General features: G+C 38.1%; 1 protein-coding gene and 1 pseudogene. Both read right to left on the bottom strand.

What is annotated here, in order from left to right; translation table 11 throughout:
- Nucleotides 1-5 precede the first annotated feature (5 nt).
- Nucleotides 6-17486, bottom strand: a complete 17481-nt coding sequence (locus tag B0A80_RS01060) for a T9SS type B sorting domain-containing protein (protein WP_165769206.1) — start codon at nt 17484-17486, stop codon at nt 6-8.
- Nucleotides 17487-17621: 135 nt separating this feature from the next.
- Nucleotides 17622-19660: pseudogene (locus B0A80_RS20980) on the bottom strand (PorP/SprF family type IX secretion system membrane protein); the annotation flags it as partial.

A 19660-nucleotide genomic window follows, 5' to 3' on the forward strand; every position in this document is an offset into this window, starting at 1 on the left:
TTTTGTTATCTGTATAAAGTGAAATGTCCTACAAACTCACGTGCATCTTTCTCGTCATTTAATTTAAGAACATACCAGTAATCTCCTGATGGTAATTCGGCACCATTGTATCTACCGTCCCATTTTTGTCCGTAACGGTACTTGGCAATTACACGACCGTATCTGTCGAAGATTGAGAATTCAAGGTTGTTGTAAATGTTTGTACAACCAGGACCCCAAGTGTCATAAACACCATCTCCGTTTGGAGTGAAGTAGTTGTCAAGACACACATCTACATAAACTGCATGAACTGTTATTGTTGCTGTACATCCGTTTTGATCTCTTACTACTACTACATAATCTCCTGTTTTGTAGATTTTGTATTTGTTAGAAGAAGTAAACGGCTCTCCGTTGAAACTGTACTCGTAAGCAGGTGCTCCACCGGCTGCAGTAACCGAAATGATGTTCATTTCAGGTTTTCCTGTTGACTCAGCAAGTGTTAACTTCTCATAAGCTCTTATTTCAAAACTTGCCGTTGGTACTTTACATCCATTCGTATGTCTTGCTACAATGTAGTGCGTTCCAGGAGCAATATTGGTAAAGATATTTGCTGCCTGCCAAGGACCTACATCACTATCAAGTGAATAATCTATTTGTGTAAGATCTGTATTGCTCTCATCTACTGAAACGGTTACCATATTTGTTTGAGCGTTGTTCACACAATCATAATTGGTTACGGTAGTTGGATCAAGAACAACCGGTAAAGGCATGTTTTCTACAAATTCATTCACACATCCCTGAGCATCCTTAACGTAAACGGTATGAACTCCTCCTGAAAGATTAGTAAAATCAAATATAGTTTGAGTTGCCGTACCTTGTGTATACGTTCCGTTTTTATTGTCAAGACTTACACTATATGGTGCAGTACCTCCTTTAACTTCGATACTGAATGCTCCATCTTTATCTCCTTTACAAACTTCCGGAATCATAGAGTTTGGAAGTTCTGTAACGATTAAAGGTTTTGGCTGAGTGATTTCGATCTCATCGATAACATAACAACCATTTTCATCCTGAGCTATAACTGTATATTTACCTGGTGCAAGTTTATCAAATGTGTTTTTAACATCAAACTGATCTAAATCCGGTGATATTGCATATTTAATAACTCCTGTACCACCTGTTGCAGCAACTACGATCTGACCGTTACTTTCTCCAAAACAAGAAACATTGGTTGGTGTAAATGTAGCCTGAATAGCTGTAGCAGGTTGTTTAATTTCGATAGCGCCTGATGTCGCAGGACAATCACCACTAGCTACTTTTACAACATACGTTCCTATTGGAAGATCTTCGAATCTGCCAGTAGGTTGTGCCGGTCTAACCACACCACCTGCAGTATTTTCTAAAGTATAGATATAGTTTCCTAAACCACCTTTTGCATTTGCTACAATAACTCCTGTAGCTTCGCCCATACATTTTACTACTGCATTGGTCACATCTAATTCTATTACTAATGGCTCTAATGGATCGATTTTAACTTCGTTAGAAATTTTCGCCACACAACCTTTAGCATCTTTTACATAATATTGGTATTTACCCACTGGTACCGCGAAGGTAACAGAAGTTGCAAATGAACCAGTTGTTGTTGTAAAAGTCTGATCGGTACTGTATGTATATGGACCAGAACCTCCTGTTGCACTTAACGTAAGTGTTGATTGTGTATTACAAGTTTGTGTCGTTGCCAGCACTAAACTTGGAACTACTTCTGTTGGTTCTGTAATTACAACATTTGCTGATGTTGCAGAACATGTAAATCCGTCAGTAACTGTGATACTGTAAGTTCCTGCCGGTAAGCCTGTGAAAACAGGGTTACTTTGTGGACCTGATGAAACAACCGGATTTTCTGACAACATATTCAAGGTGTACATATAGTTACTTCCCTGACCACCTGTTGGAGGGTTTACCGTAATTATTCCAGATCTGTCTCCGAAACATGGTAATACTGAAGCTGTTGCTGTTGCACTAACCACAATTGGATCAGGAATCTTCAATGATTGTGTTGCTGATGCCTGACATCCTTTACCATCTTTAACATTAACTGTGTAATTACCTGCAGATAATCCGGTAAAATTACCGTCTGTATTATTTGCAATAACTGCTCCGTTTAATACTAACTCATATTGGTAATTCGTATCCCATCCACCTGTTGCGGTAGCTGAAATTTCGCCATCATTATTACCTGCCACACAAGTGATTTCAGATTTTGTTGTTGTTACAACTAAAGCAGCGGTAGGCTGTCCTATTGAGAAAATAGTTGAAACTGAACAATATGGTTTGCCTACTAAAGTAGCGTTTACCGTATACTGACCTGCACGAAGACCTGTAATAGAAACCGGACCAGCATTTGCTGAACGAGTTAATGGAACATTTACAGGACCTGTAATTGTGTAATCAAATATACCTGCATCATCACTTGGAAGTTTTTGATTATCAACAAAAGTTAAGTTCACACTTCCATCAGCAGTTCCAAAACAAATTTCAGCTACTACCGGAGTAGCTTTAATCTCGAATGTATTTGGATTAGTTACGTAATGGGCTTTCTCAATTTTACATCCAGTTAACGAATTCTCAACTGTAATTAAATAGTTACCAATTGGTAATGCTGTAAACACTCCTGTCGTGTTAGTATCAGTAAAAGTACTTCCGCCTATTCCTTTAATAGTGTAAACTATTTGAGTCGGTGTCGGTGTACCACCCGTTACAACAGCTTTAACAGTAATGTCTTCATTATTTACACAAGTAATGTCTTTATCCACTGTTACTGTAACATCGTCCAGGCTAATAAAAGGCTTAATATCGATTACCGATGTCGATGATCCAACACAACCTTTATCGTCGAAAACATTTACAGTATAAATTCCTCCTGCAAGATCAAATACAGTATAAGTATTTGAAGTACTATTTTGAACTTCAACCCCATTTTTCATGAATTGATATAAAACATACTTACCAGATCCTCCAGTTACAGTATTTACTGTAATTGTCGCATTTGTATTTGTGTTTGTTCCTGCTGTACAACCAAACTGAGTAAATACAACATTAGAAACAACAATTGGAGCTGGTTCAAAAATTTCAACATCTTCTAAATCTTTACATCCTCTTCCAGATGTAACTGTTACTGTATATTGACCTTTTGGTAATCCTGTGAACACATTTGAAGTTTGATTAGGTCTAAGAACTGGTCCCGCTGTAATACTGTAATAGTAAATTGGGTTGTCATTTCCACCTGTTTCATCAATAGTTGCAGTGATCGTTCCATTAGTAAATGTATTACAAGTAACATCTGTGTGTGCTAAAGTAAATCCTTTAATTGGAGTCGCAGGTATAATTTCAAATTTAACGGTTCTGGTACAACCTGTAGTCACATCTGTTACAGTAATTGTGTGGTTTCCAGGACCGATATTGGTAAATATTCCTGATGTCTGACCAAAGTTTCCATTTAGGCTATAGCTATAATTTGCTGGGGTTGAACCACCAGAAGCTGTAGCTGTAATAGCTCCATTGTTAGTGTTACAGTCTGGTAAAGCTGTGATCTTAACATCTAAAGCCAAAGCTGGGAAAATATTAACTACTGCCGTCGTTTTTACTTCACAACCATTTCCATCTTTTACGGTTACATCATAAGTACCAGATGTACTTACTGTAAATGTTGGGCTGGATTGGAATCCACCACCAATACTATATTCAATTGGTGCTACACCTGTAACTCCTGTAATTGTAAAGGTATACGTTCCGTTTAATGGATCCGGGCATTGGCTAAATGGTGCCACTGACGGAGTTGTTGGTAATGCATCTTCCACAATAGTTTGAGTTTTCATTACCGGACATCCGTTAAGGTCTTGTACATAAATATCCCAATTTCTATTTGCACCATTGTTAGTATCAACAGTAATAACATTATTTGTTCCAAAAACCGTAGGAGCCGCTGACAATGAAACAACTGCAGCATAACGATAAGCAGGAGTACCTCCGGTTGCTGTAATCGTTATTTGAGCCGTTTTATTGTTACAATTTGTATTTGTAGCAGTAGATGTAAAATCTAAAATTGAAGGCTCTTTAATCTCAAAGTCAACAACCTGATCCTGACATCCTGAAATTCTGTCTACTACTGTAAATGTATACTTACCTGCAGCTAAACCAGTGTAGCTTATAACATCACCTGTTTTAGTCGCTGTTCCGGCAACTGGTGCCAATGAATAGATATAATCAGCAGGCGTAATATAACCGCTTACAACAAATGATGCCGTACCGGTGCTTCCTCCATTACATAACACATCCGTTAATAACTGAGTAGTAGCTTTAATTTTATCAGATTCTTTAATCACGATAGCTTTTGTTGTACTACAACCATTAGCATCCGTAACTTTAATTTGATAAGTATTTGGTAATAATCCAGGGAAAATACCAGTTGTATTATTAGTAACAGCCGCTGCCGGTGAAACTATTTCGTATTTGTAAGGCCCTACACCACCTGTTACCGTATTTACGGTAGCAGTAGAAACTCCTCCCATAGTATTACAATAAATTGGTGTTGCTGTAATGTTCATATCAGTAGGAGGCGTGTAAGGATTTACCGTTACGTTTCCTGAAACTCTACATCCATTCGCATCAATTACAACATAGAACACTGTTCTAGGAGCTGTTATAGTGCTTACATTTAATGTTGAAGCATCTCCAAAAGTAACACCATTATCAAAACTGTATTTATATCCTGGTGTACCATTAGTAGCCGTTAAAGTTACTACAGCATCCTGTGGTGTATTAGTTACAGTACATCCAAATGGAGTAACTGCAGCAGTAGCATTCAAAATAGTTGGCTCTGAAATAGAAACTGTTTTACTCACTACACATTTCTTAGCATCTCTTACGTATACTGTATAAGAACCTTGACCTAATGTTCCGAAAATATTCGATGCCTGATATGTTGTACCATCAATACTATATTCATAAGGAGCAAGTCCGCTACCGGCAGTAATTGTAATGCTTCCGTCGTTTCCTCCGTTACAACTTACGTTGAATTCCGAAGTAGCTATAGTAGGCATCACGATAGGATTCACCACTACAGGTTTTGAAACTGACTGACAGTTTTTACTATCTGTAACTCTAAAAGTATAGGTTCCTGCAATATTAGTTGTGTATGGAGATGTTGTTGGTGTAAAACCACCTCCATTAAATGAAACTTCATAGTTAGTATACACAGTAGATCCTTGCGTAGCTGTTAATGTAACAGTTGCCATATTAGGAGCCGCACAAGTTAAATCCTGAAGTACAGCGTCTAATAATAATTTCTGATCCAATTGGTAAACATATGGAGTTGTTGCATCACAACCGTTAGCATCTCTCACGTAGAAAGTGTATGAACCCGGTGCGTTAAGCACAAAGTCTGGGCTTGTTTTAAATCCATTACCAATACTGTATGTTAATGGACCAACTCCATGACCTACCAAAGTAACATTTACTGGAGAACCATCGTAACAAACACCCGTAATTGGGTCAATTGATGGTAGAGGATCTGTCGCGATAGTCAATGGTAACTGAGCAATACATCCGTTCGCATCTTTTACATAAGCAATCCAAACTTTAGATGGATCTAAAACTGCGCTTGGACTAGTATTGTAAGCTCCTGCTGCCGGTGCCGTTGGGCTCACAGCATAAGCGTAAGTATAACCAGGCGTTCCACCTGAACCTACAACGCTTACTTTTGCACCAAAATTACAATTCGCATTAACATTAGAAACTAGTGTTAATAGTAATGGTGTTGCCGGTTCGCTAACATCCACATTTGCTGTTGCAACACAACCAGTAGCTACGTCAACAACATCTATTTTATAATTACCTACTGCTAAATTAGTAAGTGTAACTTTAGGATTAGTATGTGTACCCGCAACCGCAACTCCGTTAATAGAATACGTATAAGTTCCTGCAAAGTTGCCTACAGTAAACTCAACAGAACCATTAGGTGTTGCTGCTACTTCGTTACAACTTACATCTTTAATTAATTGACCAGAAACTGTAATATTAGTTACCGGTTTTATTGTTAATGATTTCTGGAATGAACATCCATTAGCATCTGTTACTTTGAAAACATAAGTACCAGGCAATAAACCATTGAAAACATTTACAGTACCATTATTTACTGCACTTGCAGTTGGCGAAACGATTTCATATTTCGTAATCGCATATCCACCCGCTACAGTAACTGTAATACTTGTTGCAGGAGCATTACAAGTAATTGCAGCACCCGTAAAAGTTAAATCTGTAATTTTTTGGTATGGATTAACTGTTACTGTATTATCAAATAAACATCCGTTAGCATCTTTTACATAATAGTGAATAGTCTGTACTGCACCATTGTCTAATACTGTTAACGTATTAGCGTCAAAATAGTTAGCAGAACCATCAAAATTGTATTTGTAAGGTGCTGTTCCTGTACCTGCTGTAACATTTACTGTTACCACAGCTGGCTGTGCAACATTACTTGCATTACAAGCGTAGTCTGTAACCGCTGCAGTGGCATCTAATATAAGTGGCTGACCTACTGTAAACGGTTTAGATGCTGAACATCCTCTGCCTGAAAACACCGTAATTGTATAAGTGTCCGCAGGAAGATTTGAGAATACATTATTTGTTTGTACCATTCCTAGCGGAACAGGCAAAATAGAATAGGTATAAACCGGGTTATCGCTTCCGGCAGCTAAGTTTACGGTAATAGTTCCGTTACGTGAGCCATTACAAGTAGCATTCGTTACTACAGCATCAAAATCTACCGGTGTTGGTGCAGAAAGCTCAACCGGAGCTGTTGCAGTACATAGCGTATTTGTATCTGTAATCGTTATGGTGTAAGTTCCGGCAGGAACTCCCGAAATAACATTCCCAACAACAGTTCCAACAGGAGGCGCAATACTATAAGTAAACGGTCCTGCACCACCAATTGGTGTTAATGTTATAACTCCGTCATTGTTCGCACAAGTCGGCAATGCTGTTATCACTGGTGTTACACCTAGTGGTTTATCAATCGTAATTGATTTAGTATCAACACATCCGTTTGCGTCTTTAATTTTAATTGTATTTAATCCTGAATTAAGACCCGTTACGTCATATGGTACAGCTGTTGTAATAGTAACAGGTGCATATACGCCACCGTTTACACTAATTTCGTAAGGCGAAATTCCTGCTGTAGTAAGAGAAACTCTAACCACATAGGCTCCTTCAGCCACACATTTATTTACAACTGATAATGCAATAACCGGACTAGGATCCAAGCCTATTGTTGTATTAACTCTGTCTATACATCCTTTTGCATCTCGTACAACAATATCCCAATTTTGTCTTGTAGTATAATCTAAAACCAAAACATTACTAGTTCCAAAAGTTGTTGGTGTAAATCCAGGAGCACCCGCTGCGTACTCATAAGGTCCCGTACCACCAATAGTGGTTAGTGTAACTTGTGCACCAACATTACAAGTAGCATTTACATTTTTTGTAATTGTTGTTTTAAGCGGTTGAACCGGTTGTGATACTGTAAAACTAAATGTAGTAGAACAAAGTGTTCCTCCTGCCTCAGTAACTCTTAGAACATAATTTCCTGCTTTCAATGTTGAAATAGTTCCAGAAACCGGACCGCCTAATGGACCAGTTAATGTGCTATTAATTGCCGGTGAAACCGGTAACAAGGTTAAAGCATTTAATACTTCATAATTTACTGTAGTAATTGATGGATCAAAATCCCTTACAGTAAACGTCAATATTCCTGTTGAAGTTCCATTACAAGTAACATCTGTCACAGTTGTTCCCGTAACTTTTATACTTGATGGTGGTGGAGGCGTTGTAAATTCTAAAATAGAAATACAATCATTAATATCTTTTACTTGTAAAAAGTAAGTCGTTCCATGTTTTAAACCTAAAAAGGTATAAGTTGGACTCGTTTGTGCAGGGCTTTCTGTTAAAGGTTGTCCAAAAATAGAGTATTTATAATCCGGCGTACCACCTGAAGTAGTTACGGTAACATTCACACCTGTAGCACAATTATTTGAATCTGCAACAGCGCTCATCTTTAAGTAAGGAGGAGTTTCAATTCTCAATTTACCACTTCTGTATTCACAACCATTTGCATCAACAACAGTAATATAATAATCTCCAAAATTCAATCCTGCAAATTTGTAAACAGGTGTTGGATTTACTGTAGATGTTTCTGTGTAGGTTGCAATTTGTGTAAAAGCATTATCATATAATGTATATACATACGGAGCTGTTCCTCCTGATGTTACATTAACATCAAAACTACCAGGCGTATTTAAATTACATAAAATAGCATTACGTACGATATTAACAACAATTGGAGCTGGATTAACCAAAGTAATTGTTGCAGGTACCGAAGTACATCCTTTAGCATCTTTTACTACATAAGTATACGTTCCGGAAGCTAATCCTCCAAAAACTTTTGTAGTTACAAAAGTAGTACCTCCATCAATACTGTACGTAAATGGAGAAACTCCGGCTGTAGCTGTCAATGTTACAGAACCATCTGTATAACCGTTACAGGTAGGATCAACTTTTGCAGCAGTTCCTGTTACTGTTTGTGGTGATGTCACTACAACTTTGTTGGTTATTTTTGTACATCCACTAGCATCTGTTACCTGGAAATAATAATCTCCGGCAGTATTTGTTGTAAATGTATTTCCAATCAAATCAGGAGATGTTCCAAAAGTCACACCATCCGTAGAAACTAAATAAGTGTAAGGCGCTAAACCTCCTCCGGCGTTAACTGTAATTGTTGCATTAACAGGAGCCGCACAAGTAATATCTTTCACTAAAACTGCACTGGCTGTTAAAACAGAATTTACTGTCACTGTAACCGTATCTGTACAGTTATTTGCATCTTTTACCGTAATCACATAAGTACCCGGTGACGTTACTGTAAAAGTATCTGCAGGAGATGGTGCAACACCACTGCTAATAGAGTAAGTTAAAGGAGCAATACCTCCTGTTCCCACAGCTTTGATACTAAATGAAGTTCCTGTAGAGGTACATTGGTTAGTAACCGAAGCCGTAACATCCGGAACTGCATCTTTAATAATTGCTGCGTCTAATTTAATCACACAACCATTTGCATCTTTTACCCAAACATCCCAATCTGAGATAGCAGGATCAAGATTAGCTGTGTTACTTGATTTATAATCTGTCGATACAGGAGCCACATTATTGTGTACAAATGCATAAGAATATGTTGGCGTTCCACCAGTAGCATTAACTGTTACCTGTGCATTTGGAACATTACAATTAGCATTTACAATTGTAAGCGTTCCTCCTAATGGATTTACTGGCTCTGTAATCGTTATTGATTTGTTTGCCTTACAATTTGTTGTATTATCTGTTACTTCAAGGTTGTAAGTACCCGCAACTAATCCGTTTAAGGTAATCACATCTCCTGTTGTTACATTTGTATATGGCAATCCTGCAGGAGTAGATGTTATTACTACTGCATAATTTCCTGTAGCACTAAATCCGGAAATACTGAATTTTGCAGAACCGGTATTTCCTCCTTTACATAAAACATCGCTTAATTTTGATTCAGCAACTGCAATTGGAGTTAATGGAAGTACTGTATAAGATTGAATAGCAAAACATCCGTTTGCATCTGTTACTTTAAAAGTATAAGTGTCTGCCACTAATCCTGTAAATACTCCGGTCGTAGCACCTGTTACGTTTGAAGTTGCAGAAGCTGGTGCTGTGATAACATAAGCTAAAGCTCCTACTCCATTTGTTGTTGTAACAGTTACAGTACTGGTAGTACTTGCAGCTGGTGAGCATAGAATTGCACTACCTGATATTGAAACAATAACAGGAGGGTCTAGTTTTTTAATTGTAATTTGTTGAACTGCAGTGGTACATCCTTTAGCATCTTTAACAGAATAACTAATGATTTGATCTGCTCCGTTATCGTTTACTGTTAACGTATTTGCAGCAGTATATCCACTTCCGTTAAAACTATAGGTATAAGGAGCTGTACCGTCTGTTGCTGTAATGGTAACAGTCGCAGATTGTTTCGTATTGGTAACACTACAAGTAAAGTTAGTAGCAGTAGCACTTGCTGTTAATTTTACAGGTTCACCTATTGTAACATTAACACTTCCTGTACATCCTTTACTGTCTTTTACATAGAAAGTGTAGTTACCTGCTAACAGATTTTCAAATAATGAAGCCGCTGCAAAAGTAACATTGTCTTTACTGTAGGTATATCCACCTGAACCATTAGCACCTGTTAATTGAACCGTACCTGTTGCAGAACCGTTACATGAAGCATCCACTTTTACAGCAGTTACTGTAGGAGGTGCAATAGGAGCTACGGTAGCAGATGTTGCAGTAGTACATCCGTTTGCATCTGTAATTGCAAATGTATATTTATCAGCATTAGCAGAAGCAACAGAAATTGTAAACGATGTTCCGGTAACATTAATAACTCCGCCAGGAGTTCCTGAACCTTTCGCTACAGTATACGTATATGGAGTTTTTCCTCCGCTAATATCAACTTTAATCGTTGCATTTGGAGTTGCACTACAATCTAATTCTTTAGTAACCTCTGCTAAGGCACCAACTTTAGGATAAACTACTACAGGAACTGCAGCAGCTGTTGTACAACCATTTTTATCTTTTACCGTTACGGTATAAGATCCTGCGCTTACTGTAAAAGTATTGCTAGTCTGGAAATTAGTTCCATCAATACTATATGTTAAAGGCACTAATCCTGTAGCAGTAGCTGTAATTGTAAAACTTGAAACGGATCCTGTCTGACATTGATTGTCAACCACCACACTGGTAATAACCGGTTTAGCGTCAACATCAATTTTTACAGGAACGTTATCCAAACAACCATTTGCATCTTTGATATAAACTACCCAGTTTAATACTGTTCCGTTAACCGTATCAACTGTTAGAACATTATTTGAAGCATAAACCGCAGGAACCGGAGCACTTTGTCTTGCTACAGCATAAGTATAATTTGGTGTCCCTCCTGCTCCGGTTGCTGTAATCTCAGCTGTAAATTTGTTACAATTTACTGTAGTGGCTACAGCAGTCACATCAACAGCTGCAGCTGACTGCGTTAAAGTTACTGTATAAGAAGACTGACATTTCGTTAATCTGTCTGTTGCAGTAATCGTATATGCACCTACAGGCTGAGCAGTAGGAACTGCAACAGTAGTTGTAGCTGCACTTACACCAGTTGCTTGCTGAATGATTGTATTGGCAGCGTTTTTAATAACATAATCATATCCGTTTGCCTTAACACCATTTACGGTAAATTCAATAGTTCCTGTAGAACCAAAACATTGAATACTTGTAAGTACTGAACCACCTGTAATAATATCTGACGTTGCTTTAATAGTATGTCCTTTTGTGAATGAACAATTAGTAGCCGTATCGGTTGCCTGGAAGATATAATCTCCCGGAGTCAGTGATGTAAAGTTTCCGGTTGTATTTGTCGCAGGGTTAAATCCGGCAGGACCAGAAATAATCTGATAGATAACATTTGCTGTACTTCCAGTTTTTACCGCTGTCAAAGTTACACGTCCACCAGCCGGAACTGTAGAACAATCATATCCACTATCAACAATAGTGATATCTGTAATTGGTTCTAAAGCGCCAATTGTAATTGACAATGGTCCAAACTGACAGTTATTTGCATCTCTAACATATGCCGTAACTGTTCCGGCAGCTGTTGTTGAGTAAGTATTCGTTGTTGTAAAGTTTGCAGTTCCGTTGAAACTGTAAGTATAAGCACCCGTTCCTCCAGAACCAGTAACAGTAACTACCGCTGGTACAGTACTTGGTGTACCACATTTAATAATAGTAGCTCCAATAGTTCCAGACACAGCAGTTGGCTGCGTTAATGTAATATTTCCAACAGCAGAAGTACATCCTTTACTGTCTCTTACTTGATAAGAATAGCTAATATTTGGATCTAAACCGGAATATAATGAAGTTGTTGACCAACCTAAATTATTAAAATTGTACTCATATCCGCCTGAACCTCCTGCTCCAACTAACTGTACACTACCATTTTTAAGACCATTACAAGTAATTTGTGTTAGATTAGCAGTAACTGTTGGATTTGTAATAGGACTTATTGTAGCATCTATATAAGCTTTACATCCTTTAGAATCTGTAATTTCAAAAGTATAAAGTCCGGCTGTTGGTGCAGGATAATTAAACGTATTACCTGTAACATTTACACTGGCACCGTAAGCACCTGCATCTTTTTTAACTTTATAAGTATAGGCTGCAACTCCATCTGTAATGTCAACTTTAATCGTTGCATTTGGAGTTGTACAATCCAATGTTTTTGTAATAGAAGCTGCTGCTTTTAACTCAGGAGCAATTACAATTCCGTTTATGGTAACCGGACAATTATTACTGTCAGTAACTGTAATAGTATGTGTTCCTGCTCCAACATTTGTAAATGTATTGCTGGTTTGTGCAGGTGCACCATTTAAACTATACGTTAGAGCTCCTGTACCTGTAGCCGTAACAACAAGAGTTGCTCCTTTAGTCCCGGTAACGCAATAATCACTAGTAGCAGCTAAAGATGCTGTTGGCATTGTTGGTGCAACAACATTAACCTGTGCAGATGCGCTTGAAGAACATGTATATGCATCACGTGTTACAACTGTATAGGTACCGGTAGGAACATTTGCAAATACGCCAGAATTCTGGAATGCAGTTATTACCGTAATACCATTTGCTGCTCTTAATTCATATTGATATGCTGGTGTTCCACCTCCTGCAACTGCTGTAATAGTTGCTCCTGTAGTACAAGTAGCAGTTTTTGTAACACTTGCCGTAATTGTTAATGCAGCAGGAGTACCTACTGGCTGATCGAATGGAAAACTACAAGTTCCGGCTTTATTATCATAACGAATTAAAATATTATACGTTTTACTCGTCAAGTTTTTAACTGTAACCGGTGAAGTTTTAGAATTTACCCATGTTGCACCATTATCTAAAGAGTAATCAAAACCATAAGTGGCATCAAAATTTTGTGCAGATAAGGTAATTTCTCCATTATTAGCACCATTACAGGTTACATCTTTATGACCTACGATTGAAGCTTTAAATGCTTTATCTGTTCCAATAACAATTGGGAAATCTTTCTCAGCTCCACAAACCTCCGGAATCTGACGTACCCAAATATCATCAACCGCTAAATCATTACCAGAAATAACCTGGCTGTATGATAAGATAACAAAGTCAAGAGAAGTATTATTTCCAGGATTTAATGTTAATACCTGGCCGCTTCCAAGATCAGTTGTATTATGCCATTTCTCATCTCTAGGAATACTTTGTGTATCCTTTGATGCTCCTGGTATAAGAACTCCGTTTTTCTGAAGTTGTATGGTTAATCTTGGAGAAGGTAAATTATTATTTTTACTTAATAAATTAAGCATATAAAGTGATACCTGTATGTCCTGATTTGGAATAACGTCATTGATGGTTTTTTTATACAAAACACCACCTATTGGTACCACACCTCCAACATTAACGGCTAAAAATCTTCCGTCTTTTATTTGTGGTGTATTATTAATAACTGCCGTATTATCTTTAGGCAGATTCCAGTTAAAACCTGCTACGTGCTGTGGCAACAGAGCCTGAGTCACAACATATTCCCCATCATTAAGCAAAATTGGCATATAACCTCCAATACCGCAATCTTCTACAGCATCTTGCTTTTCCCAACAATAATTAGGGTGAATACCCGGAGTTGTTGTATCTGGTCCTCTGCCAAAATCCTCTGTTAACAAGTTACTGTAAGTAGGTACCGTAGTAACTTTGTATTTAACTTTTATAGTATGTGTTCCTGAAGGAACATTTGTAAAGACATTATTTGTAATTGGCGTGTTAGGCGTTCCGTTAATATAATACTCGTACGTATAATTATTTGACGGATTTGTAACCGTAACCGTAGTTGATGCCATACCATTACACCCAAAAACAGGATCAGCCACTGTGATCGTTGGATCGGCAGGTTTAGGATCTAAAGTAACCTGATAAGGAATTTCGAATATACATCCTAAAGCGTCTTTAACCTGTAAAATAAAATTACCCGGCAACACGTCTTTTTCATTTGATGCCTGCCATGTAAGACCACCATCAAAACTAAATTGATAAGCAGGAGTTCCACCCTGAACGTTATTGATACGCAGTTTTCCTCCCTGGTTTGCACCGCTACCGTCAGGTAGTGTACATCCGGCCAAAGCCGCAACTCCGGCAGAAGCCGAAATAGCAGAAGTTGGTCCTGTAATTGTTATCTTTTGTATAGGATCTGTACAATACTTGATTGGCGTTCCTATACCGTATCTTACAACTACGTCATAAGTTCCCGGCTGTAAATTAGAAAAAACAGGATTAGATTGAAAAGTTACACCACCATTAATACTATACCCCATTGTGTACCCGTTTGCTCCGGCAGTAAGTTTTACTTCTATCTTAGAGCTTCCATCATAACAATTACTATTGGTATGATCAATAGTATAAGCAGGTTTTGCATTATCAGGAACTGTAATTGTTCTTACTATGGTACAGTTGTTTTTATCTACAATTTTAATGGTATAAAGTCCCGGAGCTGTTACCACAAACTCATTACTGGTTTGAAAAACAGTATCGCTGTTTATAAAATAGTTGTAAGGTGAATTACCTCCTTCTGTTGTGATTCTGATTTTTCCATCACTACATGCAGTAAGAGGTTCTACTAAAGCAACTGTCGCTTTATACTCATTCCAAACCTTACCAACATATATGTACTTAGTATCTTTACAACCATCATCTGTTGTAACTTCTACGACATAATTCTGGTCTGTATTTAAATTATCAAAAGTATATTCAGAATCCGGCACCGGTCCAACATTCGATAATAAAGTTCCATTATTATAAAGTTTATAATAATATTGTGCATTAGCATCGTTTACAGCTACTTTAATTTTACCTTTTTCACCATAACACAATGGCTGTGTTACCTCTTGTACTACGTTAAAATTCCTTTGTCTGATTTGAATATTCGGAACTGTAAAAATACACGTGTTACCTGTTACACCTGCCAGTCTTATATATACTGTATAGAAGCCCGCAGTCGTAACATTAAATACATTACTAGCCTGATAAGTTGTTCCATTAATACTGTACTCATATCCGGCAGGAACACCTCCTACTGTAATCGTACCTGGTTTACCGCAAATAATGTCCGTATGTTTCTCTGTAGGACTTAATGAATTGGTGAAAACATTAAAATAAAAACGGTTAAAACAACCACCGGCATAGTTTAATGTTAATCGATATTGTCCGGCAATTTTAGCCAAATAATTTGGTCCCGTTGCAACCTGAGTCCACGAACAAGAAGTTCCTTCGTTAGCACAATTTGGACTACTTGGCGCTGTACAGCTTGCTTCATCTAGTTTTTCCCAAACAAGGGTAGAACCATCTGAGATATGCGTTTCAATTAGTCTCGAATCATTTGCACCACATAAGAAAAGATTAGGTAACTCTTTTCCATTATTTGGACAAATTAAGACCTCTCCTTTATACGGAGCTTTTGCATAAGGAATTACAGGGTTGGTATTTGTAGCACCAAATCTGGTTACTGTAATAGCCTGATAAATTGATCTACAAGGTGCCGCAGCCAAATTGTATACATAATAAGTTCCCGGATCTTTAACAGTAAGTGTCTGTCCTGTTCCGATTTGTTTTGTACGGGCTTCGTCACTATACCAGGTATAACTTGTATATCCGTTTGCTGCAACTAAATCTACAGTGTCTTTACATAAAGTAACGTTTGCTGTATACTTACAACCATCAACACCTACTAAAAAGTTAGTCGCTTTTGGAGTTAATATACATCCTGTATTAGTATTGACACTCGGATCATCTGAAATTTGGAAATCAGGATTTAAAGTTCCTTTGTAAGTGGCATATGCAGAGTTATCGATACTATTAGAACATGCTTCACTCAAGGAATTACAATCCGGAACAACTTTAACTTTAAAGCTGATCACTTTTTCTGTTAGAGTATTGGCTTTAACAATAGATTCGTCTACTTTAAAAACAATGCTTCTGGTTGCAGGATCATAACTTTGCACCGTTACTCCCGTTGGCAGCGGGTTTAAATCTGCAGGGTAATTAAATATAATATTAATTGGCAGCTGATCTCTAATGGTTAAAGATTTAGCATCATCATTACCTGAGTTTCTAATACCAATTTCATAATTTAATTGTTGCCCTAATACTACATTCTGGCCTCCAATATCCGTTCCTGCCGAATTTTTAACAATTTTCGTCAGTACAATATGAGGCTCAATAATATCTACTGCAAATGCATTAAAATAATAAAAGTAAACGTCCTGAGTACTTCCTAATCTAATATTTGCCGAAGTCTCATTATTATCAATAACAATACCTCCCGGTTTCAAAAGGGTACCGGGGTTATTAATATTTAAAATACCCGCATCATACCCTAAGGTGTTAGTACTGGCAGGGTTTCGATTTAAGAAATCTTCTGTTTTATCCGTAGCCGGATCAACGTAAGTTACACTACTATTAAAGAAGTTATTTGAAGCTCTGATAGCTGTATTTGCTGCATTTGTAGCACTAATTGGAATTCCGTTAATTTGCAGATAATCCCCTGCAATCGGCTGATCCCCCTCTAAAGCAGCAAAAGCGAATTTTACACGAACCGGACCTTTAGGAATGGTCTTGAACCCTGAAACAGGAATATCTAAAGTAGTTGCCCCTCCAATTCCGCTAAAACCGTCAAATGATGTAATGTATTTAGCTGGCAAAGTTGGGTCTTCATAAACGATAAAAATAGACCAACCTGCTGATAAACCTGTTCCTCCATTAGAACCTTCACTAGACTTAACATTTGCAACGGTATACAAACCTTGTGCATTAGCCTGTCCGGTCACTAAAGAAGTAATATCTGCATAACATGCATATGCTTTGTTATTGTCACCACCAATTGGGGCTGCATTAGCATCATACACGATCTGACCTGTAATATCATTATAACCACCTGTTGGTAGTTTAAGCTTTACTTTTTCAATGCCTGTACGATCATTTTGCTGTAGGATCGCTCCCCAATACAAACCTGCATAAACAATTTTATAACAAGCCGGTTTTGGTACAGTTAAAGTCGCACTACTCGAACTGAAAGTACTGTTGTCATTATCGATATCAATATATTCCATACTGAAATCAGAATTGTATCCGGAACCATTATAGGCATCTTCCGGATCCCTGTTATTGGTATTTCTATTTAGAATATTATTACCAATAAGCAACATGTCTCCTTTTAGCCTCTTGTCAAATCTCGGAGTAAATGACTTAAGATTCTGAGAAATTACAACGTAACTTTGAAAAAAAATCAAAGCTAATAAAATCAATCTTAGGTTAGTAGGTTTTTTCATAATCTTCATTTTGTTTTTGCCTTCTCTTTTATTTTTTAAGGGGCGTTAAAAAATAAATCAAAGCATTCTGAAACATTTATAATAGATGTCCTTCTCAAAAATAAAAAGGACGGGGCTTTATTCTCAATAATTATATTAATTCTCCACTTTCACAATTGCCATTTTTCCATTGTATGGCTTAGTCCCTTTTGCTTCCAGCGCTTTTGTAGCTTCTGACAGTCCGTCAAATTTCTCATAATAGATGTAATACTTACTTGTCGTTACATTGTAGAAGAAATTAACATCTGTACGTCCTGCTGCAACTGCTTTAGCGAGGAACTGATCGCGTTTTTCAACACTGCTGTGAACTGCAATAATTAAATAATATCCACCATCAGCATTCTTAATATTCTTGATAATCTGCATATTTGATTGGTCTTCACCGAAATCAAAATCACTTGCTGTTAGAGGCGTACTGCTTAATTTTGTTGTTTCTCTAATACGCTTAAGAGCGGCAACATCCTGTGCATATCGGCCCTGATCATTCTCATATGCTGCACGTTTGATTCGACGTTTTTTCTCAATTTCAGTCTCAGCCTTGATACGTTCTAAATTAGAAAGTAACGTTGCACTATCCTGTTCCATTTTCAATTGTGCTGCTTTTAACTCGTTTATCTTTTCCAGATAAGCCTTATTCAAAGCATCGTTTTTATTAGGAAACTTTTTAAGCCTTTCATTGTATAAATTAGTCAACTTCGCAATTTCATCTTTCTGTGCTTTATTTACTTCAGCAAGTTGAGATTTTAAAGCTTCTAGCTGACTGTTCTCAGCCGCCACACTTTTGAAAGGTTTTGGTTCTTTATAAATTCCTTTTTCACTTAAATCATTCTCTTCTCTTAAGTCGTTCAAGTCTTTTTGTTTACTTGCCACTGTTGTATTAAACTGTGACAATAAATCTTTCTGCATTTTACTTGCGCTCTCGATAGACTGAGATAAGTTATCTATTGCTTTCGCTGTATCATCTTTTGGAGCTGAAGCAGCTTTTGCAAGTGCATCGGCAGCAAGTTTAGCCTGAAGAGCTTCCGCATCGGCTTTAGCTTTAGCATCGGCAGCTAATTTTGCCAAACGAGCTTCTTCTGCTAATTGCAACTGTCTTGTTTCTTCCTCAGCTTTTAATCTTTCTGTTGCTTCAGCATCGGCCTTCGCTTTTTGATCCGCCAATAACTTCGCTTGTGCAGCTTCCATATCAGCTTTCGCTTTAGCATCGGCAGCTAACTTCGCTTGAAGGGCTTCTGCATCTGCTTTGGCTTTAGCATCAGCAGCTAACTTAGCCTGAAGTGCTTCCGCATCTGCTTTAGCTTTAGCATCGGCAGCCAACTTCGCTTGAAGAGCTTGGGCATCTGCTTTCGCTTTAGCATCAGCAGCTAACTTCGCTTGAAGGGCTTCTGCATCTGCTTTAGCTTTAGCATCAGCAGCCAACTTCGCTTGAAGAGCTTCTGCATCGGCTTTCGCTTTAGCATCAGCAGCTAACTTCGCTTGAAGAGCCTGGGCATCTGCTTTTGCTTTAGCATCAGCAGCTAACTTCGCTTGAAGAGCTTCTGCATCGGCTTTCGCTTTAGCATCAGCAGCTAACTTCGCTTGAAGGGCTTCTGCATCGGCTTTGGCTTTAGCGTCTGCTGCTAACTTCGCTTGGAGAGCTTCTGCATCGGCTTTCGCTTTAGCATCTGCTTTCGCTTTGGTATCAGCAGCTAACTTAGCCTGAAGTGCTTCAGCATCTGCTTTTGCTTTTGCATCAGCAGCTAATTTTGCCAAACGAGCTTCTTCCGCTTCCTGTAATTGTTTTGCTTCTGCATCTGCTTTCGCTTTCGCAGTTGCTTCAGCATCCGCTTTTACCTTCGCATCCGCAAGTAATTTAGCTTGTAAAGCTTCCATATCAGCTTTGGCTTTAGCATCAGCAGCTAATTTCGCCTGAAGAGCTTCTGCATCGGCTTTCGCTTTAGCGTCGGCAGCTAATTTCGCCTGAAGGGCTTCTGCATCTGCTTTGGCTTTAGCATCAGCAGCCAACTTAGCTTGAAGTGCTTCTGCATCGGCTTTCGCTTTCGCATCAGCAGCCAACTTCGCTTGAAGGGCTTCTGCATCGGCTTTCGCTTTAGCGTCGGCAGCTAGTTTTGCCTGAAGAGCTTCTGCATCGGCTT

The sequence above is a fragment of the Flavobacterium tructae genome (assembly GCF_002217475.1).
In the GTDB taxonomy this organism is placed as follows: Bacteria; Bacteroidota; Bacteroidia; order Flavobacteriales; family Flavobacteriaceae; genus Flavobacterium; species Flavobacterium tructae.

Bases quoted from the DNA above. Each gene is read 5' to 3' on its own strand.
- B0A80_RS01060 (WP_165769206.1), bottom strand. From the start codon at position 17,486: ATGAAAAAACCTACTAACCTAAGATTGATTTTATTAGCTTTGATTTTT.